We start from the raw sequence: 20,186 nt of genomic DNA, 5'->3' as shown, positions 1-20,186 counted from the left end.
CGGCGCCGGACGCGAGCCGGCGCACCCGCAGGACCGGATGAGGGCATGGCGAACGGACGCGGACGGGACCGGGGCGAGCCGAACTTCGACGTGCCGGAAGGCCGCGTCGCGGGCCCCGGCACCCTCGACCTGCGCCTGTCCCACCAGGATCGGGCGGGAGGTGGCGTGGCTTCATCGGGGCGGGACGGCGGCGCCAAGGGCCGCGCCAAGGGTGGCGCCAAGGGCGGTTCGGGCACCGGCGCTCCCCAGCGGCGCAGCCCCGCCCGCAAGCCGAGGAAGCGGCGCGGCTCGTTCCTCGGGCGGCTCGCCTACGGCTGCGTCGTGCTCGGGCTCTGGGCGGTGATCGGAGTCGCGGGCCTCGTCGCCTACCACGCCTCGCAGCTGCCCCCCATCGACCAGCTCGCCGTACCGAAGCGGCCGCCCAACATCGCGATCCTGGCCAGCGACGGCTCGCTGATGGCCAACCGCGGCGAGACCGGCGGGCGCGTCGTCTCGATCAAGGAGCTGCCGCCCTACCTGCCGCGCGCCTTCGTGGCGATCGAGGACCGGCGCTTCTACGGCCATTTCGGCGTCGATCCGGTCGGCATCGCCCGCGCGGTGGCGCAGAACCTGACCCGGCGCGGCGTGGCGCAGGGCGGCTCGACGCTGACCCAGCAGCTCGCCAAGAACCTGTTCCTGACGCCGGAGCGCTCGGCCTCGCGCAAGATCCAGGAGGCGATCCTGGCGCTGTGGCTGGAGCACAAGTACACGAAGGACGAGATCCTCGAGCTCTATCTCAACCGCGTCTATTTCGGTGCCGGCGCCTACGGCGTCGAGGCGGCGGCGCAGCGCTATTTCGGCAAGCCCGCCAAGAGCGTGAGCCTCGCCGAGGCCGCGATGCTCGGCGGCCTCGTCCAGGCGCCGTCCCGGCTCGCGCCGAACCGCAACCTCCCCGCGGCCCAGGCGCGCGCCGCCCAGGTGCTGGCGGCCATGCAGGACCTCGGCTTCGTGCCGGCCCAGGACGCGAAGGTGGCGCTGGCGCAACCCGCCAAGCCCGCGGGCAGCCGCGGCGGCGGCTCGGCCAACTACGTCGCCGACCTCGTGATGGACGTGCTCGACGACTTCGTCGGCAAGTTCGAGAGCGACATCGTGGTGCAGACCACGGTGGACACCTCCCTCCAGGCGACCGCCGAGCGGGCGCTGGTGGACGAGTTGAACAAGCAGGGCACGCGCTACAACGTCCACCAGGGCGCGCTGGTCTCGATGAAGCCGGACGGCGCGATCCGCGCGCTGATCGGCGGACGCGACTACGCCCAGAGCCAGTTCAACCGGGCCACCACCGCGCGGCGCCAGCCCGGCTCCTCGTTCAAGCCCTTCGTCTACCTCGCGGCGGTCGAGCGCGGCGCGACCCCCGACAGCGTGCGCGAGGACGCCCCGATCCGGATCGGAAACTGGGCGCCCGAGAACTACTCGCACCGCTACGAGGGCTCGGTGACGCTCCGCAGCGCGCTGGCGCAATCGCTCAACACGGTGGCGGTGCGCCTCGGCCAGGAGGTCGGCCCGAAGGCCGTGGTGCAGACGGCCCAGCGCCTCGGCATCTCCTCGCCGCTCCAGGCCAACGGCTCGATCGCGCTCGGCACCTCCGAGGTGACGCCGCTGGAGATGGTCGGCGCCTACGGGGCCTTCGCCAACGGCGGAACCGGCGTGATCCCGTACGTCGTCGCCTCCGTGAAGACTGCCGGCGGCAAGGTGCTGTACCGGCGCGGCGAGGGCGGGCTCGGCCGGGTCATCGACCCGAACGCGGCCGGCATGATGAACGCGATGATGCACGAGACCTTCGTGTCGGGCACCGCGCGCAAGGGCGACATCGCGGGCTGGGACCTCGCCGGGAAGACCGGGACGAGCCAGGATTTTCGCGATGCGTGGTTCATCGGCTACTCGGGCACGCTCGTCACGGGCGTGTGGCTCGGCAACGACGACGGCGAGCCGACCAAGAAGGCCTCGGGCGGCAACCTGCCGGTCGAGATCTGGAAGAGCTACATGAGCGTGGCGCTGAAAGGTCAGACGCCCGTGCCGCTGCCCGGCATGAACCGCTGGCGCCGGGCGCCGGAGGCGGCGACCACGGCCTCGGTGGCGAGCGCGGGCGGCCCGGAGGAGATCCTGGGCCAGATCTTCGGCACCAACCCGCAGCCGGCCCAGCCGCAACCCCGCCGCCGCCAGGCCCAGCCCCAGGACGACCGCAACTTCTTCGAGAAGCTGTTCGGCGTCGGGGAGTAGGGCGGATCAGATCATGGTTTCGAAAGGCCGAGGCCTTTCGTGGGTCCAGGGCGAAGCCCTGGGTCTTCATTCAGGAAGTCTTCCAGCGCGGCGAGCACGAGATCCGGGCGCTCCTCCTGCAGGGTGTGGCCGCAATCGAGGGCGTGGCCGCGCACGTCGTCGGCCTTCTCGCGCCACGTCGCCAGCACGTCGTAGGTCCGGCCCACCGTCCCCTTGGCGCCCCAGAGCGCCAGGAGCGGCACGGCGATGCGCCGGCCGGCGTCGGCGGCGTCGTGCTCCAAGTCGATCGTCGCGGCCGCGCGGTAATCCTCGCAGATGGCGTGGCGGGTCGCCGGGTCGGAATAGACCCTGAGATATTCGGCGAAGAGCTCGGGGCCCGGGCTGCCGGGCGTCTTCGACTGCCCGTCCACGTGGGTGCGCAGGAAGAATTCCGGGTCGGCGCCGATCAGGCGCTCGGGCAGGGGCGCCGGCTGGATCAGGAAGAACCACCAGAAATAGGCGGTCGCGAAGGCCTTGTCGGTGCGCGCGTACATGGTCGCGGTCGGCGCGATGTCGAACAGGGCGAGCCGCGTCACCGCCTGCGGGTGGTCGAGGGCCATGCGGTGCGCGACGCGCCCGCCGCGGTCATGGCCCACCACGGCGAAGCGCGCGTGGCCGAGCGCGCGCATCACCGCGACCGCGTCGGCCGCCATCGCGCGCTTGGCGTAGGCGGCGTGGCCGGGGCCGCCCTCGGGCTTGTCGGAATCGCCGTAGCCGCGCAGGTCCATCGCCACCACGCTGAAGCGCCGGGCGAGGAGGGGAGCGACCGCGTGCCAGGTGCTGTGCGTCTGCGGATGGCCGTGCAGGAGGAGGAGGGGCGGCCCGGAGCCGCCGGTGGCCGCGCGGATCCGGATGCCGCCCGCATCGATGTCGCGCAGCGTGAAGCCGGAGAGGAAGGGGTCCGCCGCCACGGTCCGGCTCAGGCCGCGGCGCTGAGGCGCAGAAGCGGCGGGATCAGCGTCCCGGCCGAATCCTCGACCGAGAGCCCCTGCGTGCGGATCACGAGATCGGGCGCCTCAGGCGCCTCGTAGGGCGCCGAGATGCCGGTGAAGTCCGGGATCTTGCCGGCCCGCGCCCGGTCGTAGAGCCCCTTCGGGTCGCGCGCCTCGCAGACCGCGAGCGGCGTGTCGATGAAGACCTCGAGGAACGGGACGTCGCCCGCGATGCGCCGCGCCATCGCCCGCTCCTCGCGGAAGGGCGAGATCAGCGAGACCACCACCACGAGCCCGGCCTCGGCCATCAGCCGGGCGGTCTCGGCGGCGCGGCGGATGTTCTCGGCGCGGTCGGCGGCGCTGAAGCCGAGGTCGCGGTTGAGCCCGTGGCGCAGGTTGTCCCCGTCGAGCACCATGGTGTGGCGCCCGGCCTCCGTCAGCGCCCGGTCGGCGGCGTTGGCGATGCTGGACTTTCCGGCCCCCGACAGGCCCGTGAACCACGCGATGGCCGGGCGCTGGCCGAGCGCCCGCCAGCGCTCCTCGCGGGGCTGCAGGGTGTGCCAGGTCAGGTTGTCGGAGCGGGTGGGGCGCTCGGCGAACTGGGGCTGGGCCAAGGATGCGATCTCTGTGTCGGTCTCTCCGGCGTCGGCGCGGACGCGGAAGCTTCGGAACCTGTGCGGCGCGTGGGACGAACCGCCTTGTATGCAACCTGCGCGGGGAACGGAACCGGTGTTTTCCGTAGCCTTCAGGCGAACCCGACCTGCCGGGCGCGCCCCGCCCCGAGCGCGCAGGCGGCGGCCCCGAGGGCGAGCGCGCAGAACAGCAGCGAGGAGGCACCCCAGCCGCCGAAGGCCTCGTGGGCGAGGCCGAAGCCGAGGGGCCCGAGCGAGGCGATGGTGTAGCCGACGCCCTGCGCCATGGCCGAGAGCGCGGCGGCCCCTTGCGTGTCCCGCGCGCGCAGCACGATGACGGTGAGCCCGAGGCCGAAGCAGCCGCCGATCCCGAAGCCGAGCCCGAGCGTCGCCGGCACGAGCAGGGCGACCGGGCCGTGCGCCGTCGCGAGGTAGCACGCGACGGTGAGCCCGACGATGGCGAGCGCCGCCCCGCGCTGGTCGCGCAGCTTCGCCGCGAGGGTGGGCAGCAGCAGGGCCGCGGGCGCCTGCCCCACGCTCATCAGGGCGGCGACGAACCCGGCATCGACGGTGCTCAATCCCCGGTCGTGCAGCAGCAGGGGCACCCAGCCGAACAGGATGTAGGCGAGCGCCGATTGCAGGCCCATGAAGCCGGTGACCTGCCAGGCGAGCGGCTCGCGCCAGATCGCCCGGCGGGGCGGGGCGGCCGGGGCGGGTGCGGCGGGGCGGGCGAGCGGCGCGAAGGCGAGCGCGGCGAGGAGCGCCGGCGCCGCCCAGGCGGCGAGCGCCAGCGACCAGTCGCCGCCGAACAGGCCCTGGAGCGGCACGGTGAGGCCGGCACCCGCCGCGGCGCCGAGGCAGAGCGTCATGGTGTAGAGGCCGGTCATCAGGCCGGCGCGGCCGGGGAATTCCCGCTTGACGAGGCCGGGGATCAGCACGCCCGCGAGCCCGATCCCGAGCGATGCGAGGCAGGCCCCGGCGAAGAGCGGTCCGAGGCCGCCGAGCGCCCGCAGCGCCAGCCCCGCGGCGACGATTGCGGCGGCGAGCAGGATGCCCCGGTCCGGCCCGAGCCGCCGCCCGACAGCGGGGCTGAGCGCGCAGGCGAGGCCGAGGAACAGGACCGGCAGGGTGGTGAGCACGGCGGCGCCCGCGGCGCCGAGGCCCGTCTCGGCGCGGATGGCGGCGAGCAGCGGCCCGACCGTGGTGAGCGCCGGGCGCAGGTTGAAGGCGACCAGCATCAATCCGCACCCGAGGAGCAGCGGGTGCGGCGCCCTCGCGGCTGCGCTCACGCGCCCGTTCCGGCGCGCGACGCCGCCCGCAGGGTGGCGCGCAGCGCCCCCACCAGGCAGGCGGCGAGCATCAGCCCGAAGGGCAGGTCGCCGAGGCGGCCGTAGAGAGTGCCGCCGACGAGGCGCGCGGGCAGGTCGGCGTCGAGGACCCGCTCACGATCGAGCGGCAGGCTCGCGGTGATGCGCCCGTGCGGGTCGATCACCGCCGAGATGCCCGTGTTGGCGTCGCGCACCAGGGGCAGGCCCTCCTCGACGGCGCGCAGGCGTGCCTGGGCGAGGTGCTGGCGGGGCCCCGGCGTGTCGCCGAACCACGCGTCGTTGGTGACGTTCAGGATCAGGCCCGGCGGCGCGCCGGCCGCCTGCGCGGCACCATTGGGCAGGATCGCGCCGGGCAGGATCGCGCCGGGGAAGATCGCCTCGTAGCAGATCGTGGCGGCCACCGGCGGCAGGCCGGGCACGGTGAGGATGCGCTGGGCCGCCCGCTCACCGGCCGTGAAGCCGCCGGGGATCGCCACGAACTGGCGCAGGCCCACCGCCCGCAGCAGCCAGTCGAGGGGCGCGGGCAGGTACTCGCCGAAGGGCACGAGGTGGACCTTGTCGTAGCTGTCGGTGATCCGCCCGCCCGGCTCGATCGCCAGGATGGCGTTGTAGTAGCGCAGGCGCTCCCCCGGCAGCGGCTCGTCGGCCCGCGCCGCGCCGGTGAGCAGGATCTGGCCCGGCTCCAGCCCGGCGCCGACCTTGGCCAGCGCATCGGGATCGCGCTGGATGAGGAAGGGGAAGGCCGATTCCGGCCAGACGATGTGGGTCGGGCGCGGCTCGCCGGGCTCCGGGGCACGCCGTGTCAGCTCGACGTAGCGCTCGACGATGTCGTCGCGGTTCTCGGGCCGGAACTTGGCGTCCTGGGGCAGGTTCGGCTGCACGAGGCGCAGGCGCACCCCGGCCACCACCGGGTCGGGCGCCGGATCCACCCGCCACGCCCCGTGGAGGGCGAGCGCCGCCAGCACGATGCCCGCGGCGAGCGTCGGCCCGAAGCGGCTGCGCGGGTTCGAGCCGGTGGCGAGCGTGGCCGGCGCGGCGCAGACCAGGACGGCGAGCACGGTCAATCCGTAGAGGCCGACGACGCTCGCCGCCTGCATCAGCCGGAGGTCCTGGCCGAGCGCCATGCCAAGCGTGTTCCAGGGGAAGCCCGTGAGGACGTGCCCACGCAGCCACTCGGCCGCGCCGACACCGAAGGCGAGCGCCGCGATCCGGCCGGGACCGCGCACCCAGAGCGCGCCCGCTAGCGCGAAGCCCGCGCCGTAGAACAGGCCGAGCCCGAAGGGCAGGCCGACGACGCCGAGCGGCATCGCCCAGGCGAATTCGTCCGCCTCGACCAGGAAGGCGGCACCCAGCCACCACAGCCCGGCGGTGAGGTAGCCGAAGCCCCAGGCCCAGCCGACGAGCCCGCAGGGCAGGATCCGCCGGAGCGCCGGACGGTCGGCTGAGGCCGCGTCGGTGAGCCAGACGGCGACACTCAGCGAGAGGGCGAGGGCGGGCAGGACGCCGAAGGGCGGCATGGCGAGCGCGCCGAGCGCGCCGGCGAGCCAGGCGAGGCCGAGCCGGCGCCAGCCGGTCAGGCGCAGGATCGGGCGCAAGAGCCCTGCGCCCCCGCGCGGCCCGTCCGTGGGATGCGCGGTGCGGCTGTGAAGGGAGAGCGTCAGTGCCATCGGTCCCGGACCCGTAGACGGATCCCTTGGCCGGGAAAAGGCGCCGAAAGCGTGACGCCTCCTCGATTACGCCCGCGGCGGCTCTGCGACCGCGGCGGGCGGGGGCAGGGCCAGCGGCACCACCGCCTCGATCCGGGCGGGGCCGCGCTTGAAGCGCAGGCGCTTGAGGCGGCGCGGGTCGGCGTCGAGCACCTCGAATTCCAGCTCGCCCGGGCCGCTGATGGTCTCGCCGCGGGCGGGCACGCGGCCGGCCAGCGTCACCACCATGCCGCCGAGCGTGTCGATCTCCTCGGCCATCTCGCCCACCGCCGCCACCAGATCGACGCCGGTCGCCTCCGAGACCTCGGCGAGCGGCGCGCGGGCATCCGCCACGAAGATCTCCGCCTCGCCGTCGAGGCGTTGCACCATCCGGCCCTCGGCCACGTCGTGCTCGTCCTCGATGTCGCCCACCACCATCTCGATCAGGTCCTCGATCGAGATCAGCCCGTCGGTGCCGCCGTACTCGTCGATGACGAGCGCCATGTGGGTGCGCTGGGCCTGCATGCGGACCAGGAGGTCGATCGCCGGCATGGAGGGCGGCACGAACAGGACCGGGCGCTGGATCTGCGTCGAGGCCAAGGTCGCCGAGAGATCGACGTTGCCGAGGTTGAGCATGCGCAGCGCGCGCGCCGCGCCGCGCCGGGTGCGGGCCGCCGGGCTCTGCGGATCGATCGTGCCGGCCATCGCCGCCGCCTGGGCGCCCGGCACGGGCGCGCCGCGGCGCGCCTCCGCCTCGGCGCGGGCCGCGATGTGATCGACGAAGTCGCGGATGTGGACCATGCCGCGGGGGTCGTCCAGCGTCTCGCCGTAGACCGGAAGGCGGGAATGGCCGGCGGTGCGGAACAGCCGCAGCAGGTCGCCGAGGCTCGTCTCGATCGAGACCGCGACGATGTCGGCCCGCGGGATCATCACGTCGTCGACCCGCACCTTGTGCAGGCCGAGCACGTTCTTGAGCATGGCGCGCTCGTAGGGCGAGAACCCGTTCTCGCCCGAATCGGGCTCGCTGAGTGCGTCCTCGATGTCGTCGCGGAGGCTGTCGCGCGGCTTCAGGTGCAGGGCCTGGAGCAGGCGGTCGTACCAGGGCTCGCGCGCCTGGCCCTGCTCGCCTTCGGGGATGCTGGACGCGGCCTGGGCCGCGCCGCGACTTCGATCGTTGGTCATGTCGTCCGGTTCAGGGGTGAGGTCGCCGACCGCCTAAGGAGGCGCATCGGGGGGCTCGTCGAAATGGTCTTCGGCGTAGGGGTTCGGGATGCCGAGCCCCGCCAGCGCCGCGATCTCGAGCGCCTCCATGGCGTCGGCCTCGGCCTCGCCGGTCTCGTGGTCCTGTCCGAGCAGGTGCAGGGTGCCATGAACGAGGAGGTGGGCGAGGTGGTCGCGGAGCGGCTTCGACTGCTCCGTACTCTCGCGCAGCACCGTGTCATACGCAAGAACCACGTCACCGAGCGGCGTCGCGACGCCCGCATGGCGCGGCTGGGGCGCCGCCGGGAAGGACAGCACGTTGGTGGGCTTGTCCTTGGCCCGCCACGTGCGGTTGAGTTCCTGCACGGCTTCGTCGTCCGCGAGCAGCACGCTGACCTCGAGGGCGCCCGCGGGCCGCGCGGGCGCGGCGGCGATCCCCGCCTCCACGGCGCGAATCACCAGAGGTTCGAGGTCCGGCACGGCCTCCTCCCAGCGCGCATCCTCGATCGCCACGTCGATCTCGGCCTCGATCCGGCTCCGCGTCCGCCGCATGGTCAGGCGAGCGGCCGGCGGCGCGGGTTCGGGTTGCGGTCGGCCTCCGATTCGCCGTGGGAGGCGCGCTCGTAGGCGGTGACGATGCGGCGCACGAGGTCGTGGCGCACCACGTCCACGTCCTTGAAGGTCACGCGCCCGATCCCCTCGACGCCGTCGAGGACCGAGACCGCCTCGACGAGGCCGGATTTCTGGCCGGGCGGCAGGTCGATCTGGCTCGGGTCGCCCGTGACGATCATGCGCGAGTTCTCGCCGAGCCGGGTGAGGAACATCTTCATCTGCATCGAGGTGGTGTTCTGCGCCTCGTCGAGCAGCACCACGGCGTTGGTGAGCGTGCGCCCGCGCATGAAGGCGAGCGGCGCGATCTCGATGATGCCGGTCTGCAGGCCGCGATCGACGTGGCGCGCCTCCATGAAGTCGTAGAGGGCGTCGTAGATCGGGCGCAGGTACGGATCGACCTTCTCGCGCATGTCGCCGGGCAGGAAGCCGAGGCGCTCGCCGGCCTCGACGGCGGGGCGCGACAGGATCAGCCGCTCGGCGTGGCCCTGCTCGAGGAGCGAGACCGCATGGCCGACGGCCAGCCAGGTCTTGCCGGTGCCGGCCGGCCCCTCGGCGAAGACGAGCTCGTTCGTGCGCAGGGCCCGGATGTAGGCGTCCTGCGCGGCGTTGCGGGCGCGGACCGCACCGCGGCGGCGGGTGGCGATCTGCTCGAAATGCTGGCCGTTGCCGCCCGATCCGTTGCCGGTCTCGGCCGGGATCTCGGCGGAGGGGAACAGGTTGCCCTGGACCGTGGCCTCCTGGATCGCCCCGTCGACGTCGCCGGTCGTGAGCGGGCCGCCCGCGCGGGCGCGGTCGTAGAGCTTCTCGAACACGCGGCGGGCGAGTTCGGCGGCGTCCGGCGGTCCCTTGACCACGAGGTGGTTGCCGAGCGCCGTCGCGGTCACCTCCAGGCGGCGCTCGATATGCGCGACGTTCTGGTCGTACTGGCCGAAGACGAGGCTGGCCAACCGGTTGTCGTCGAAGGTGAGCGAGATCTCGGCGGTCTCGTAGGGGCCGCGGGGGCCGGCGCCGCGGGGGCGCGGCGCGCCCCGCCCGGCCGCTCCGTCAGATGGCGTCAAAGGCAGGTCCTCTGGTGACGGGACGTAGATAGGTCCTCCCGCGCGGGGCGGGAGAGGCGCGGTGTCGCCTCACGCGGCCTCGGCCCGCGCGACCAATTCGCCGTGAAGGCTGTTCGCCCCCGCCTCGCGGATGCGGACCGCGACGACGCGGCCGATGGTCGAGGCCGGCGCCTCGAAATGGACGGCCAGCAGGTGCGGCGTCTTGCCGGCGACCTGGCCGGGGTGGCGCCCGGCCTTCTCGACCAGGACCTCGAACACCTGCCCCTCGGCGGCGCGCTGGTAGGCGTGGCGCTGCCGGTCGAGGAGCGCCTGGAGCGCGGCCAGCCGCTCGGACTTCACGGCCTCGGGCACGGCGTCGGCCCGCTCGGCCGCGGGGGTGCCGGGGCGCGGGCTGTACTTGAACGAGAAGGCGCTCTGGAAGCCGACGTCCTCCACGAGCCGCATCGTGTCGGCGAAGTCCGCATCCGTCTCGCCGGGGAAGCCCACGATGAAGTCGGACGATAGGGCGATGTCCGGCCGGCTCGCCCGCACCCGCTCGATCAGGCGGCGGTACTGATCGCCCGTGTGCTTGCGGTTCATCGCCTTGAGGATGCGGTCGGAGCCCGACTGCACGGGCAGGTGCAGGTAGGGCATCAGGGCCGGGATCTCGGCATGCGCCCGGATCAGGTCCTCGGCCATGTCGTTCGGGTGGCTCGTGGTGTAGCGGATGCGCGCGACCCCCGGAATGGCGGCCACCGCCCGCATCAGGTCGGGCAGGGTGGCGGCCGCGCCGTCGGCGCCCACGCCGTGATAGGCGTTCACGTTCTGGCCGATCAGGGTGATCTCGCGCACGCCCTCGGCGACGAGCGTCTCGGCCTCGCCGACGACGGCCGCGACGGAGCGCGAGACCTCGGCGCCGCGGGTGTAGGGCACCACGCAGAAGGCGCAGAACTTGTCGCAGCCCTCCTGCACGGTGAGGAAGGCGCCGACGCCGCGGTTGCGCCGGGCCGGCAGGTGGTCGAACTTGTCCTCGACCGGGAACTCGGTGTCGACGACGCGGCGCGCGCGCGAGCGGGCGATGAGGTCGGGCAGGCGGTGGTAGCTCTGGGGGCCCACCACCACGTCGACGGCGGGCTGCCGGGCGACGATCTCGGCGCCCTCGGCCTGCGCCACGCAGCCCGCCACCACGATGCGGGTGTCGAGGCCGGCGCGCTTGCGCTCGCCCTTCAGCTCGCGCAGGCGCCCGAGCTCGGAATAGACCTTCTCGGCGGCCTTCTCGCGGATGTGGCAGGTGTTGAGGACGACGACGTCGGCGTCCTCCACGGTGTCGGTCGGCGCGTAGCCCTCGGCGCCCAGCACGTCCGCCATGCGAGCGGCGTCGTAGGCGTTCATCTGGCAGCCGTAGGATTTGACGAAGGCTTTCTTCAACGCGTCCGGTCCCGCTTGTCCGTCGACCGGCCGCGAAATCCTCACTGGGCGGCCGGGAGGCGGGCTCTAGCACAGTTTCGGCCGCGCGTCGCGGCGGCCGCGGATCACCCCGAGACCGCCTCCTCCCGACGCCCCTGTCCCGGGCGCATGGAGCGCGAGCGGAATGCGACCCGGGATCCAGCACGGAACGTCGCGAAGCGTCCGGATGCTGCACCGGTGCTGGAGATCGAGCCGCTTCGCGGCACTCTGTTCGCTAGGTCCCGGACCACCTTCCGCTGACGCTCCAGGCGTCCGGGAAACGGGTGCGGTTCCTTCGGAGCGGGCCGCGGAGCCGGCGTCGACTCAGACCGGTGCGAGGTCGCCGGCCGGAGCAGGAACGTCGGAGGGGCGCGTGCCGACCGTCGTGCCGGCCTGCGGCGTCCCGGCCCGCAGCTCGCGCAAGGCGCCCCGCACCGCCGCCTCGGCCAGGGCGGTGGCGCGCTTGCGGTCGGTGCCGGCCTCGAAGGCGATCGGCGCGCCCCAGGCCACGTGCACGTCGATCGGCCCCTCGCGCAGGAAGGTCGCGAGATGGGGCGCCAGCTCCATGTCGCCGTACCAGGCCACGTCCGGCCGCTCGGCCCGGGTCACCGGCATCCCGTTGCGGCGCGGATAGGCGAGCGCCAGGGGCTGCAGGCGCAGATGCGGCAGGCGGCCCTCCTCGGCCTCGATCGCCGTGCGGGCGGCGCCGACGAGCGAGGAGCGGAAGGGCAGGAGCCGGGTGCCGTCGCCGGTCGTGCCCTCCGCGAACAGCACGATCAGCTCGCCCGCCGCGAGACGCTGGCCCAGCGCCCGGTTGACCTCGGCGGTCGCCCCGCGCCGCGCCCGGTCGATGAAGAGGGTCTGCTGCAGCACCGCGAACCAGCCGATCACCGGCCAGCCGGCGATCTCGGACTTCGCCACGAAGGAGAGCGGGCGGAGCGAGCCCAGCGCCACGATGTCGAGCCAGGAGACGTGGTTGGCCAGCACCAGGGCCGGCTCGCCGGGCCGCGGCGGTGTGCCGCTCTGCGTCACCCGCACGCCGAAGAGGCGCAGGAACAGGCGGTGGAACAGCACCGGCGCCCGGCCGGAGGGGCGCCCGAGGCGCAAGCCCAGCCAGTGCGGGCCGACGAGCAGCCCGAAGGCCGCGGCCATCACCGCGAGGCGGGCGGCGATGCCGATCCGTGTCACCGCGGGAGCCTCGTCGCGCGCCTCATGCGAGGTCGGCCCGCATGGTGAGCGCGGTGGCGCGGCTGCCGTCCGCCTTCAGGTAGTAGCCGGTGCGCTGCCCGACCCGGACGAAGCCGTGCCGGGCGTAGAGCTTCAGCGCGGGCGCGTTGCCCTCGTCCACCTCCAGATGCACCGCGGCGACGCGGGCGCGGGCGAGCGCGGCGAGATGCTCGCGCAGCAGGCGGTGGCTCAGGCCGCCGCCGCGGGCCGTGGGCGCCAGGACGACGGTGAGGATCTCGGCCTCGTCGGCGGCCTGCCGCGACAGGATGAAGCCCTGAAGCGTGCCGGCCCGCCAGAGGGCGTGGGCGTGGGTCGAGCGCTCGCACAGCATCCGCTCGAACTCGTGCGCGTCCCAGGGCCGGGCGAAGGCGGTGGCGTGGAGGCGCGCCATCGCCCGCGCCTGGGCGGCATCCGTGAGCGGCGCGACGTAAGGCTCGGGCAGGAGCGCGTCCCACCAGGAGAGCCACCACTCGTAGGGCCAGAAGGGCGAGACGGGACGGGTCATCGGCGGGCGAGGCGGGCGTGGTCCTGGGGCTGGGCGTCGGGCCCGCGCAGGTACATCGGCCGGGGCAGGGCCTGGGCGGGGTCGGCCACCTGCCCCAGGGAGGCGACCGAGACGATGTCGGGACCCGCGGTGTCGGCGACCAGGGCGGGCACGCCGCGGGCCTGGAGGGCGGCGGCGAGCGCGGGCGCGCCCGAGCCGACGAGCGTCACGGGACCGGCGCCCAGCCGCCCGGCGGCCGCCTCGACCGTGATGTGGGCGGGCGGCACCACGATGCCCTCGCCCGCGCTCAGCGCCAGCAGGTAGACGGCGCCGTGGCGGGCGTCGATCGCGGCGGCGAGCGTGCCCTCGTGGTTGGCGGCGAGCAGCGGGGTCAGCAGGGCGGAGAGCGTGGTGACGCCCACCACCGGCTTCCCCAGCGCCAGCCCCAGCGCCCGCGCGGCCGAGAGCCCGACGCGCAATCCCGTGTAGCTGCCGGGCCCGACCGTGACGGCGATCCGCTCCAGGCTCTCGAAGCCGCCCTCGACGCGGGCCATCACCCGCTCGACCAGGGGCAGCAGGGCCTCGGCATGGCCGCGGGCGAGCGCCATGCTCTCCTGCGCGAGCGGCGCCTCGGCCGCGTCGTCGAGGACGCAGGCGGAGCAGAGGTCGAGCGCCGTGTCGATGGCCAGGATACGCAAGCTCACTCCCGTCGCCGACGCCCTCCCGCCGGCCCAGTCGATGGATACGCAGACGACCCTACGGCAAAACGGCCGCCCCGTCAGGCGGAGCGGCCGTGCTTGCACAGGGTTGGGCCTCGGGTGTTGCGCGCGGGCGTCGGTCCCGGGCGTCTGTCCCGGGCGTCTGTCCCGGGCGTCCCCGCTGGCGCCTCAGACCGCCTGGACCTCGCGGATCTGCGGCAGGAAGTGGCGGAACAGGTTCTGCACGCCCTGGCGCAGCGTCGCGGTGGAGGAGGGGCAGCCCGAGCAGGCGCCCTTCATCTCGAGGTAGACCACGCCCTCCTTGTAGCCCCGGAAGGTGATGTCGCCGCCGTCGCCCGCCACCGCGGGGCGCACCCGGGTCTCCAGCAGGTCCTTGATGGTCACGACCGTGTCGTGGTCGGCCGCGTCGTAGAACTCCTCCGAGGTGTCGTCGGCGGCGTCGGCGGCGTCCTCCAGCACGGGAGCGCCGGACTGGAAATGCTCCATGATGGCGCCGAGCACGGCGGGCTTCACCTGGGGCCAGGAATCGTCGCCCTCGGCCTTGGTGACCGAGATGAAGTCGTGCCCGAAATAGACGCCGGCCACGCCCGGCACCCCGAACAGGCGGGAGGCCAGCGGCGAGCGGGCGGCGCCTCCTGCGTCCTTCGCCTCGAAGGTGCCCTCGGGCAGGACGACGCGGCCCGGCAGGAACTTCAGGGTGGCGGGGTTCGGGGTGGCTTCGGTCTGGATGAACATGGGGAATCCTCGTCCGCTGCGCCGGTTCAAGGCCGGCCGGGAACGGCGCCGCGCGTGCGCCGCCCCTCATGTGGCCCGGCACGCGGATTTTCTCAACCGCGGGTCCCGGTGCGACCGAGGATCGACAAACCCGTCCCGATCCTGTAACGGCACCGCCAACTCACAACAGGATCGCCGAAATCCTGGCGTGCCGATCCCATCCGGGGATCCGGGACGCAACGGCTGGAGCATTGCCATGAACATCATCGAGCAGCTGGAGCGCGAGGAAGTCGCGCGCCTCGCCAAGACCATTCCGGATTTCGAGCCGGGCGACACCCTGATCGTGAACGTCCGCGTGAAGGAGGGTGAGCGCACCCGCGTCCAGGCCTACGAGGGCGTCTGCATCGCCCGCTCGGGCGGCGGCCTCAACGAGAGCTTCACGGTCCGCAAGATCTCCTACGGCGAGGGCGTCGAGCGCGTCTTCCCGGTGCACTCCCCGATGATCGACTCGATCAAGGTGGCCCGCCGCGGCAAGGTGCGCCGCGCCAAGCTGTACTACCTGCGCGACCGCCGCGGTAAGTCGGCCCGCATCGTCGAGCGCGTCGAACGCAACAAGGCCCCGAAGGGCGCGAAGGCCGCTCCGGCCGCCGCCGAGTAAGCTTTCTGGACTTGCCGCCCTCCGGGGCGGCGCCGTTGAGGAAAGCCCGCGCCGGTCCGTCCGGGGCGGGTTTTTCTTTGGCCGCGGCGCGTCCATCTTCCGTGGGCGGGGATCGTCTGTAGGATGCTCGCGACGCGTTTCGGAGCGGGAAGCGATGACGACGCTGCTCGATCGGGCCCTGGCGCGGGCACGGCAATTACCCCCTGCCCAGCAGGACGAGATCGCCCGGATGGTGCTCGCTCATCCGGACCTCCCCGCGGAAGTGCCGGGCCAGATGGATCCGCAGACGCGGCGCGCGGTGGAAGCGTTCCTGCACCGGCTCGACGGCCGCTACCCGATCCGCGAGGCGATCCTGTTCGGCAGCCGCGCCCGCCAGACCCACACGCACGAGAGCGACGCCGATCTGGCACTGGTGCTCGAGGGGGAGAGAGGCGACCGCATGAAGGTCACGCTCGACATGGCGGATGTCGCCGTCGACGTGCTGTTGGAGACGGACGTCCTCGTGAACGTCCTGCCGCTCTGGGACGAAGACCTGCGCTCGCCCGAGACGTTCAACAATCCGGCGCTCCTCGCTGCCGTCAAGCGCGAGGGGGTGCGCCTGTGAGCGAGGGCGACACGCCGCAATTCTTCCGCGCACGCTCGATCCGGGCCCTTGAGTCGGCGCGGATGCTGGTGCGAGAGGGTGATGCGGCTGGGGCCGGAACAGGGCCTACTACGCAATGTTCGATGCCGTCCACGCGGCCCTGCGGATCAAGGGCATCGTCTCCGAGGGTCCCGGTCCAAAGACGCATAACGGCCTGATCAGCCTGTTCAGCAGGGAACTGGTGCAGACCGGCCAGTTGGATGTCGCCTACAGCAAGGCGCTCAACAAGGTACAGCAGGTCCGCCTGCAGGGAGATTACGCCGCGGGGCCTCTATCGCTGGAGGATGCGACCCGCGCGGTGGCGCAGGCCGAAACGTTTGTTGCGGGGCTGCGGGAAGCATTTCCGCTCCCATAGGCATCACGCGTGGCACGGAGGTGCTGGACCGCAGGCCCGTAGTCTCACCCCCGCCGCAGCGCTTCCAGCACCTTGCCGCCCGGGCGGCCGGTCTGCGGCATGCCGAGCTCGCGCTCGACCGCCTTGATCGCGTCGCGGGTCTTCTGGCCGACCTTGCCGTCCGGCTCGCCGACGTCGTAGCCGCGCCGCGTCAGGCGGACCTGCAGGTCGCGGCGCTCGGCGCGCGACAGAGGCGGGTCGTCGGTCGGCCACTCGGCCTGGACGCCGGGGCGCCCGCGCAGCCGGTCGGAGAGCACCGCGATCGCGAGCCCGTAGGACTCGGCCGCGTTGTAGGAGTAGATCGCGTCGAAGTTCTTCGTCACCAGAAAGGCCGGACCGTCGACGCCCGCCGGCGCGATGATGCCGGCCGGGCCCTCGCCCGAGAGCGGGCGGCCATCGACCCGGGTCACGCCGAGCGAGGCCCAGTGGCCGACCGCGTGCTTGTTCTTGCGGCCGGCCGCCGCGACGTTGAAGCCGCGCGGCAGGCGCACCTCGTAGCCCCAGGGCGTGCCGTTGTTCCACTTGGCGGCGCGCAGGAAGTTCGCCGTGGAGCCCACCGCGTCGGCCACCGAATCGACCACGTCGCGGCGCCCGTCGCCGTCGAGATCGACCGCGAGGCGCTGGTAGGTGGTCGGCATGAACTGGGTCTGGCCGAAGGCGCCGGCCCAGGAGCCGGTCAGGCGCTCGGGCGCGATGTCGCCGTGGGCGATGATCTTGAGGGTGGCGAGGAGTTCCCCGCGGAAGAAGTCCCGGCGCCGGTTGCCCGAGCAGGCGAGGGTGGCCAGCGACTGCACCAGCGGCATCTTGCCGAGGTTCTTGCCGAAATTCGATTCGACGCCCCAGACCGCCGCGATGGTGTGGCGATCGACGCCGTAGCGCGCCTCGGCCTGCGCCAGCGCCGCCGCGTGCTGGCGCATGGCCGCGCGCCCGTCCTCGACCCGCTCCTCGTCCACGAGGGCGGCCATGTAGTCCCAGATCGGCGTCTTGAACTCGGGCTGGGCCTGGGAGAGCTCGATGACCTTGTCGTCGAAGCTGATGCCGGCCGTCGCCGCCCGGAAGGCCTGGGCCGAGACGCCCTGCTGGGCCGCCTGGGCCTGGATGCCGGCCAGACACGCGTCGAAGCTCGCCCGGGCGGGCACGGCCGCCAGCATCCCGGCGAGCCCCAGCAGGGAGAGGATCGTGGCGCGCGGCGTCGTCGTCATCAGGCGGCTCCTTGCGGTCTCGGATGCCGCCCATTCAAGGCGGCATCAAGGTAAAGGAACCGTGATCAGGTTGCCCGGAGGCCGCGTCTCCGGTGCGCGTCGATCGCCCTCGCCCTTTTCCCGGACGCCTGGAACGAAGTGGAAGGCGATCCGGGATCCAGAGAATAAAGGGCCGCGAAGCGGCTCCATCTTCGGCACCAGCGCAGCAGAATGGTCGCTTCGCGTCTTCCTGTGCTGGGTCCCGGGTCGCATTCCGCTGACGCTTCATACGCCCGGGAAAGGGCCCCGGCGCGACGCAGGCCGCCCTCAGGCCCAGCCGCGCTCCGCGAGCTTGGCCTCGTAGGCGTCGATGGCGGACGCCCGCTCCAGCGTCAGGCCGATCTCGTCGAGGCCGTTGAGCAGGTTGTGCTTGCGGGCCGGGTCGATGTCGAAGTGCAGCGTTCCGCCGTCGGGGCCGCGGATGGTCTGGGCTTCGAGGTCGATCGAGAGCGTGGCGTTCTGGCCCCGCTCGGCATCCTCGAACAGCTTCTCAAGATCCTCGGGAGAGACCACGATCGCCAGGATGCCGTTCTTGGCGCAGTTGTTGAAGAAGATGTCGGCGAAGCTCGTCGAGATCACGCAGCGGATGCCGAAATCGGCCAGCGCCCAGGGGGCGTGCTCGCGCGAGGAGCCGCAGCCGAAATTGTCGCCCACCACCAGGATCTTGGCGTTGCGGTAGGCCGGCCGGTTGAGGACGAAGTCCGGGTTGTCCGAGCCGTCCTCGTTGTAGCGCATCTCGGAGAACAGGCCCTTGCCGAGGCCGGTGCGCTTGATCGTCTTGAGGTACTGCTTCGGGATGATGCGGTCGGTGTCGATGTTGATGATCCGCATGGGCGCCGCGACGCCCTCCAGGGTGGTGAATTTTTCCATTGCTCGTCGTGCCGTCGATCGGGGTCGGACCAGCCTATAGCAGCGCCGGTCCGGCCCCGGAAGTTTACCGGGCGAGCGCCGCCATGTCCTCCGGGCGCAGGCGCCCGTCGTGGAGCGCGGTCGCGACCAGGGCGCCGGCCGCGCCCGCTTGCGCGAGCGCCGCGAGGTCGTCCGGCCCGCGCACGCCGCCGGCCGCGTGGACGCGCGCGCCGGGCGCCCGGCGCCGGACGTCGCGGATGCCGTCGAGGTCGGGACCGGCATCGGCGCCGACGCGGGCGAGCGTCATCACGATCACGTCGCGGGGCCAGAGATCCGGATCGTCGTGGAGCGCGGCCGGACCGAGCCGCTCGTCACCTCGGCTGTCGAGGGAGAGCACCGCCCGGTCGCCGAGCGCCCGCACGAGGTCGGCGTCGCGCTGGCTCTCGCTGCCGATCACCGGGCGGCCGAGCCCGGCATCCGCGAAGGCCTCGGTCGCGGCCCGGTCGTGGAAGCCCGCATCGACCCAGAGCACCGTGCCGGGGCAGGCCCGCGCGATGGCCTCCAGGGCGGCGCGGTCGGGCGGGCCGCCGTCGATGATCGCGTCGAGGTCGGCCACGTAGAGGATCGGGGCGGGGAAGGCCGCCAGGATCCCGGCCGCGACCGCGCCCGGTGCCGAGCCCTTTGCCAAGGGCGTCTCGATCGGGGCATAGGAGTCGCGCTCGCCCCGGCGCGCCCGGACCACCCGGCCGTGACGCAGGTCGAGCACCGGGATCACCGCGAAACCCTCCACCCGCTCCTCCATCGAGACGCCTCGTGTCAGTTGCTTCGACATCAAGTCGCAGAAGAATCGGGTGGGATCTCGGGGGGGTGCACGTCAAGGCGGCGCTCGTCGAGGACGGCGTCGTGCGCGACGTGGTGCAGGCGGCCTGCCCGCTCTGGCGCGGCCTGCCCGCGCTCGACAAGACGCTGGCCGGGCTGCCGGACTGGACCCGCGGCGAGGCGGAGCACGCCGTCACCATGACGGGCGAGCTGACCGACTGCTTTGCCGACCGCGCCGACGGGGTGGCCCAGCTCGCCGGCTGGGCGGCGCGGACCCTCGCCGGAGACGTGCGGATCTACGCCGGCCGCGCCGGCTTCGTCGCGCCGGAGCGGGCGGAGGGCTGTGCCGCCGACATCGCCTCGGCGAACTGGCACGCGACCGCCGCGCTCGTCGGGCGCCATCTCCGCCACGCGCTGCTCGTCGATATCGGCTCGACCACCGCCGACCTGATCCCGATCGTGGACGGGGCGCCGGCGAGCGCGGGCTACAGCGACGCCGAGCGCCTGGAGACGGGGGAACTCGTCTACACGGGCGTGGTGCGCACGCCGCTCCTCGCGCTCGCCGACCACGCGCCCTTCCGCGGACGGCGCACCCGGCTGATGGCCGAGACCTTCGCGCATGCGGGCGACGTCCACCGCATCCTGGGCGACCTCGCCGAGGAGGCGGACCAGCAGCACACGGGCGACCTCAAGGGCAAGTCGATCCCCGAGAGCGAGACGCGGCTCGCCCGGATGGTGGGCCGCGACCGCGGGGAGGGGAGCGCGGCCGAGTGGGCCGCGCTGGCCCGCCATTTCGCCGAGGCGCAGCTGCGCCAGCTCCACGACGCGGCCGCCGCGCTGCTCTCGCGACCCGACCTGCCGGCCGACGCACCGCTGGTCACCTGCGGGGCCGGCGCGTTCCTGGCCGAGCGCCTCGCCGCCCGGCTCGGGCGCGCCGCCATCCCCCTCACCGCGATCCTGGCGGCCCGCATCGCGGGCGAGCCCGCCTTCGCCTCGACCTGCGGCCCCGCCCTGGCGGTGGGCCTCATCAGTGCCGACGACCAGACCGAGAGCCCTGCCGGGAGATCCGCATGAGCGCCATCAAGATCCTCGCCCGCGTCCTGACCACCCGGGTCGGCCCGCATATCGAGCTGGCGCTCGCCACCGAGGGCGGCGAGGTGGTGAAGGTGCTGGCCACCCACGAGCAGATCGACATGCTGGTGGACGAGTTGGAGGACATCCTGAACTCCTCCGGCGCGCCCGACCCGGACGAGCCGCCGGAGGCGGCCTGA

Annotated in this window: 21 protein-coding genes; 6 read left to right on the top strand and 15 right to left on the bottom strand. The window is 73.3% G+C overall.

The features are described 5' to 3' along the window. Positions 1-45 precede the first annotated feature (45 nt). Positions 46-2,256, top strand: coding sequence for a transglycosylase domain-containing protein (locus tag MFF56_RS10685; RefSeq protein ID WP_066918256.1), 2,211 nt, complete (start codon positions 46-48; stop codon positions 2,254-2,256). An 11-nt stretch (positions 2,257-2,267) separates the two neighbouring features. Here the strand turns inward: MFF56_RS10685 and MFF56_RS10680 are convergent, their stop codons facing one another. From MFF56_RS10680 to MFF56_RS10625, 12 genes are all read right to left on the bottom strand, one after another. Continuing rightward, a complete protein-coding gene (locus tag MFF56_RS10680; RefSeq protein WP_066918253.1) occupies positions 2,268-3,206 on the bottom strand; it encodes an alpha/beta fold hydrolase in 939 nt (312 codons plus the stop codon). An 8-nt stretch (positions 3,207-3,214) separates the two neighbouring features. Beyond that, complete coding sequence (gene cysC / locus MFF56_RS10675; protein WP_082772802.1) at positions 3,215-3,841, bottom strand: adenylyl-sulfate kinase; 627 nt, start codon at positions 3,839-3,841, stop codon at positions 3,215-3,217. A 131-nt stretch (positions 3,842-3,972) separates the two neighbouring features. Beyond that, positions 3,973-5,148, bottom strand: a complete 1,176-nt coding sequence (locus MFF56_RS10670; protein WP_308445268.1) for an MFS transporter — start codon at positions 5,146-5,148, stop codon at positions 3,973-3,975. After that, positions 5,145-6,854: an apolipoprotein N-acyltransferase gene (lnt, locus tag MFF56_RS10665; protein WP_082773089.1), complete on the bottom strand. Its 1,710-nt coding sequence runs from the start codon at positions 6,852-6,854 to the stop codon at positions 5,145-5,147. The genes MFF56_RS10670 and lnt overlap by 4 nt, the downstream gene beginning before the upstream one ends. A 66-nt stretch (positions 6,855-6,920) precedes the next feature. Continuing rightward, on the bottom strand, positions 6,921-8,054 hold the full coding sequence (locus MFF56_RS10660; RefSeq protein ID WP_066923339.1) for a hemolysin family protein: 1,134 nt from the start codon (positions 8,052-8,054) through the stop codon (positions 6,921-6,923). A gap of 33 nt (positions 8,055-8,087) precedes the next feature. Beyond that, positions 8,088-8,624: an rRNA maturation RNase YbeY gene (gene ybeY / locus MFF56_RS10655; RefSeq protein ID WP_066923334.1), complete on the bottom strand. Its 537-nt coding sequence runs from the start codon at positions 8,622-8,624 to the stop codon at positions 8,088-8,090. A 2-nt stretch (positions 8,625-8,626) separates the two neighbouring features. Continuing rightward, complete coding sequence (locus MFF56_RS10650; protein ID WP_066923331.1) at positions 8,627-9,742, bottom strand: PhoH family protein; 1,116 nt, start codon at positions 9,740-9,742, stop codon at positions 8,627-8,629. Between the two features lie 69 nt (positions 9,743-9,811). Beyond that, complete coding sequence (gene miaB, locus MFF56_RS10645) at positions 9,812-11,149, bottom strand: tRNA (N6-isopentenyl adenosine(37)-C2)-methylthiotransferase MiaB (RefSeq protein WP_066923328.1); 1,338 nt, start codon at positions 11,147-11,149, stop codon at positions 9,812-9,814. A gap of 342 nt (positions 11,150-11,491) precedes the next feature. Then, on the bottom strand, positions 11,492-12,355 hold the full coding sequence (locus MFF56_RS10640; protein WP_066923325.1) for a lysophospholipid acyltransferase family protein: 864 nt from the start codon (positions 12,353-12,355) through the stop codon (positions 11,492-11,494). 22 nt (positions 12,356-12,377) lie between these two features. Then, the gene (locus MFF56_RS10635; protein WP_066923322.1) at positions 12,378-12,899 is read right to left on the bottom strand and encodes a GNAT family N-acetyltransferase; all 522 of its coding nucleotides are present in this window, start codon (positions 12,897-12,899) and stop codon (positions 12,378-12,380) included. Then, positions 12,896-13,576: a tRNA (adenosine(37)-N6)-threonylcarbamoyltransferase complex dimerization subunit type 1 TsaB gene (tsaB, locus tag MFF56_RS10630; RefSeq protein WP_066923345.1), complete on the bottom strand. Its 681-nt coding sequence runs from the start codon at positions 13,574-13,576 to the stop codon at positions 12,896-12,898. The genes MFF56_RS10635 and tsaB overlap by 4 nt, the downstream gene beginning before the upstream one ends. Positions 13,577-13,765: 189 nt before the next feature. Then, a complete protein-coding gene (locus tag MFF56_RS10625; RefSeq protein WP_066923320.1) occupies positions 13,766-14,332 on the bottom strand; it encodes a NifU family protein in 567 nt (188 codons plus the stop codon). 235 nt (positions 14,333-14,567) lie between these two features. On the opposite strand from MFF56_RS10625, the gene rplS reads away from it, so the two are divergent. The 3 genes from rplS (at position 14,568) to MFF56_RS10610 (ending at position 15,967) form a co-directional block, all read left to right on the top strand. After that, positions 14,568-14,969, top strand: a complete 402-nt coding sequence (gene rplS / locus MFF56_RS10620) for a 50S ribosomal protein L19 (RefSeq protein WP_066923317.1) — start codon at positions 14,568-14,570, stop codon at positions 14,967-14,969. A 154-nt stretch (positions 14,970-15,123) separates the two neighbouring features. After that, positions 15,124-15,573 carry a nucleotidyltransferase domain-containing protein gene (locus MFF56_RS10615; RefSeq protein ID WP_238229998.1) on the top strand — a complete coding sequence of 150 codons (450 nt, stop codon included), beginning with the start codon at positions 15,124-15,126 and terminating at the stop codon, positions 15,571-15,573. A 115-nt stretch (positions 15,574-15,688) separates the two neighbouring features. Further along, positions 15,689-15,967 (top strand): HEPN domain-containing protein, encoded by a 279-nt coding sequence (locus MFF56_RS10610; protein WP_066923315.1) that lies wholly within the window; start codon positions 15,689-15,691, stop codon positions 15,965-15,967. A gap of 44 nt (positions 15,968-16,011) precedes the next feature. On the opposite strand, the gene MFF56_RS10605 is transcribed toward MFF56_RS10610, so the two are convergent. The 3 genes from MFF56_RS10605 to MFF56_RS10595 form a co-directional block, all read right to left on the bottom strand. Then, a complete protein-coding gene (locus MFF56_RS10605) occupies positions 16,012-17,208 on the bottom strand; it encodes a lytic murein transglycosylase (RefSeq protein ID WP_066923312.1) in 1,197 nt (398 codons plus the stop codon). A 306-nt stretch (positions 17,209-17,514) separates the two neighbouring features. Then, complete coding sequence (leuD, locus tag MFF56_RS10600) at positions 17,515-18,117, bottom strand: 3-isopropylmalate dehydratase small subunit (protein WP_066923309.1); 603 nt, start codon at positions 18,115-18,117, stop codon at positions 17,515-17,517. A 64-nt stretch (positions 18,118-18,181) separates the two neighbouring features. Further along, positions 18,182-18,928: a HisA/HisF-related TIM barrel protein gene (locus MFF56_RS10595; RefSeq protein ID WP_238229997.1), complete on the bottom strand. Its 747-nt coding sequence runs from the start codon at positions 18,926-18,928 to the stop codon at positions 18,182-18,184. Between MFF56_RS10595 and MFF56_RS10590 the strand changes: the two genes are divergently transcribed. Continuing rightward, positions 18,910-19,989, top strand: a complete 1,080-nt coding sequence (locus MFF56_RS10590; protein WP_066923303.1) for a hydantoinase/oxoprolinase family protein — start codon at positions 18,910-18,912, stop codon at positions 19,987-19,989. The two genes, MFF56_RS10595 and MFF56_RS10590, sit on opposite strands and share 19 nt — an antisense overlap. Further along, positions 19,986-20,186, top strand: a complete 201-nt coding sequence (locus tag MFF56_RS10585) for a hypothetical protein (RefSeq protein WP_066923300.1) — start codon at positions 19,986-19,988, stop codon at positions 20,184-20,186. Before MFF56_RS10590 ends, MFF56_RS10585 begins: the two co-directional genes overlap by 4 nt.

Origin of the sequence: Methylobacterium hispanicum, assembly GCF_022179285.1 — a bacterium.
GTDB lineage: Bacteria > Pseudomonadota > Alphaproteobacteria > Rhizobiales > Beijerinckiaceae > Methylobacterium > Methylobacterium hispanicum.
The sequence above is the reverse complement of the archived record's forward strand: the minus strand, read 5'-3'. Positions and strand labels throughout refer to the sequence as shown.

What these genes read in the sequence shown, in the direction of transcription:
- MFF56_RS10685 (WP_066918256.1), top strand. Translation starts at nt 46, where the DNA reads ATGGCGAACGGACGCGGACGGGACCGGGGCGAGCCGAACTTCGACGTG.
- lnt (WP_082773089.1), bottom strand. Translation starts at nt 6,854, where the DNA reads ATGGCACTGACGCTCTCCCTTCACAGCCGCACCGCGCATCCCACGGAC.
- MFF56_RS10660 (WP_066923339.1), bottom strand. Translation starts at nt 8,054, where the DNA reads ATGACCAACGATCGAAGTCGCGGCGCGGCCCAGGCCGCGTCCAGCATC.
- ybeY (WP_066923334.1), bottom strand. Translation starts at nt 8,624, where the DNA reads ATGCGGCGGACGCGGAGCCGGATCGAGGCCGAGATCGACGTGGCGATC.
- MFF56_RS10635 (WP_066923322.1), bottom strand. Translation starts at nt 12,899, where the DNA reads ATGACCCGTCCCGTCTCGCCCTTCTGGCCCTACGAGTGGTGGCTCTCC.
- MFF56_RS10625 (WP_066923320.1), bottom strand. Translation starts at nt 14,332, where the DNA reads ATGTTCATCCAGACCGAAGCCACCCCGAACCCCGCCACCCTGAAGTTC.
- rplS (WP_066923317.1), top strand. Translation starts at nt 14,568, where the DNA reads ATGAACATCATCGAGCAGCTGGAGCGCGAGGAAGTCGCGCGCCTCGCC.
- MFF56_RS10615 (WP_238229998.1), top strand. Translation starts at nt 15,124, where the DNA reads ATGACGACGCTGCTCGATCGGGCCCTGGCGCGGGCACGGCAATTACCC.
- MFF56_RS10610 (WP_066923315.1), top strand. Translation starts at nt 15,689, where the DNA reads ATGTTCGATGCCGTCCACGCGGCCCTGCGGATCAAGGGCATCGTCTCC.
- MFF56_RS10605 (WP_066923312.1), bottom strand. Translation starts at nt 17,208, where the DNA reads ATGACGACGACGCCGCGCGCCACGATCCTCTCCCTGCTGGGGCTCGCC.
- leuD (WP_066923309.1), bottom strand. Translation starts at nt 18,117, where the DNA reads ATGGAAAAATTCACCACCCTGGAGGGCGTCGCGGCGCCCATGCGGATC.
- MFF56_RS10595 (WP_238229997.1), bottom strand. Translation starts at nt 18,928, where the DNA reads ATGTCGAAGCAACTGACACGAGGCGTCTCGATGGAGGAGCGGGTGGAG.
- MFF56_RS10585 (WP_066923300.1), top strand. Translation starts at nt 19,986, where the DNA reads ATGAGCGCCATCAAGATCCTCGCCCGCGTCCTGACCACCCGGGTCGGC.